This window comes from Rhodococcus triatomae, assembly GCF_014217785.1.
Taxonomy (GTDB): Bacteria; Actinomycetota; Actinomycetes; order Mycobacteriales; family Mycobacteriaceae; genus Rhodococcus_F; species Rhodococcus_F triatomae.
On the sequence record NZ_CP048814.1, the window covers coordinates 4,560,758 to 4,562,199 of the forward strand.

Genomic DNA, 1,442 nt, shown 5'->3' on the forward strand with positions numbered 1-1,442 from the left:
TGCGGCGTCCGAGGTGGCGGGTGCGTTTCGGCCCTCTGTCCGCCGACGGCACCGGTACCACCATGGGTCTCGCCATTGGTCTCACCACGTGGAGCAGTTCGTCGCGGACGGTCTCGGGGATGGGTCAGCCGTCCGGAATCGTGGCGTGCGTCCGCCCGTCAGCGCAGGCGTTCGGCCTCACGGGCACGCTGAACCAGGTCCGCGCAGAGTTCGGCGAGTTCGTCACGGCCGGCACCTTCTGCCACCGCGGTGGCGACATCTTCCGCCGCCGCCCGGACTTCGAACGCTCGATCGGCCAGCGCCGTGGCCTCGTCGGCGGTGAGGACCACCGAGTCGGCGGGAAGGTCGGACCGCCGGACCAGGCTCCGCTGCTCGTACGCACGCTGACGGCACGACTGCCGGCAATAGCGACGGCGCCGCCCGACCCCGGAACCGGCGACCTCTCGGCCGCACCACAGGCAGGACTCGGGGCGGCGGGACACGGAGGCCATGTCGGATCACCCTACTGGCGTCGCCGTTCCCGGTGAACGTCCCCTGCGGCCCGCTCGACCGGGAGTGGGCGTGCGAGGCACGCGGCCCGGCACCGGTAAGATGGGGTGGTTGCGTTCCCTCCTGAGCCCCCACAGGAGCCTGCGGGAACCTTTGCGGGGTCCGCTGCGTTGTATCCGTGTGTGAACGCGTGATCCCCTGAAGAGAACGTGCTTGCGCTGAGACGATCGAAGAGAGGACACCACCATGGCAGATCGCGTACTTCGAGGTAGCCGGCTCGGAGCGGTGAGCTACGAGACCGACCGCGACCATGATCTCGCGCCCCGCCGGATGGCGAAGTATCGGTGCGAGAACGGTGAGGTCTTCGACATCCCGTTTGCCGACGATGCCGAGATCCCCGGTACCTGGATGTGCCGTAACGGCCTCGAAGGAACCCTCATCGAAGGCACCGCCCCGGAGGCCAAGAAGGTCAAGCCTCCGCGTACCCACTGGGACATGCTGCTCGAACGCCGCAGCACGGAGGAACTGGACGAGTTGCTCAAGGAGCGCCTAGACCTCATCAAGGCGAAGCGCCGCGGGGCCTGACGCCAGGAATTCCGTTTTCGGGGGTGCTGCCCCCCGGCCCGTGCCGTCCCGGAACAACCGGGGCGGCATTTGTCGTTCTTCGAGCGCTCCACTCGTTGCACACAACATCCACAACTCCGATCCGCTGGGCGCTCACACGTCACACACTCATCGTGAAATTCGAGTACGTCACGCCCCGAGCACGCGGCCGAAGAACCGCGCATGATCCCGTCCGGCATCACAAAGATTGAGACGTGGATCACATGACCTGTCTCAGGCTACTAGGACCGGTCACATCGTCAAGCGGTTTCGCGCTATCCCGAGCACACGGATCTCACCGCAGGTCAGGGCTCGTTTGCTTTCTTGCCGCAACTACGTGGTAACGGGTG

At 66.4% G+C, this 1,442-nt stretch carries 2 protein-coding genes; one reads left to right on the forward strand and one right to left on the reverse strand.

Features of this window, described 5'->3' with window-relative positions; translation table 11 throughout:
• Window positions 1-158: 158 nt before the first annotated feature.
• Window positions 159-491, reverse strand: coding sequence for a hypothetical protein (locus tag G4H71_RS21525; protein ID WP_072740050.1), 333 nt, complete (start codon window positions 489-491; stop codon window positions 159-161).
• A gap of 244 nt (window positions 492-735) precedes the next feature.
• Between G4H71_RS21525 and G4H71_RS21530 the strand changes: the two genes are divergently transcribed.
• Complete coding sequence (locus G4H71_RS21530) at window positions 736-1,074, forward strand: RNA polymerase-binding protein RbpA (protein WP_072740049.1); 339 nt, start codon at window positions 736-738, stop codon at window positions 1,072-1,074.
• The last annotated feature ends 368 nt before the right edge of the window (window positions 1,075-1,442 follow it).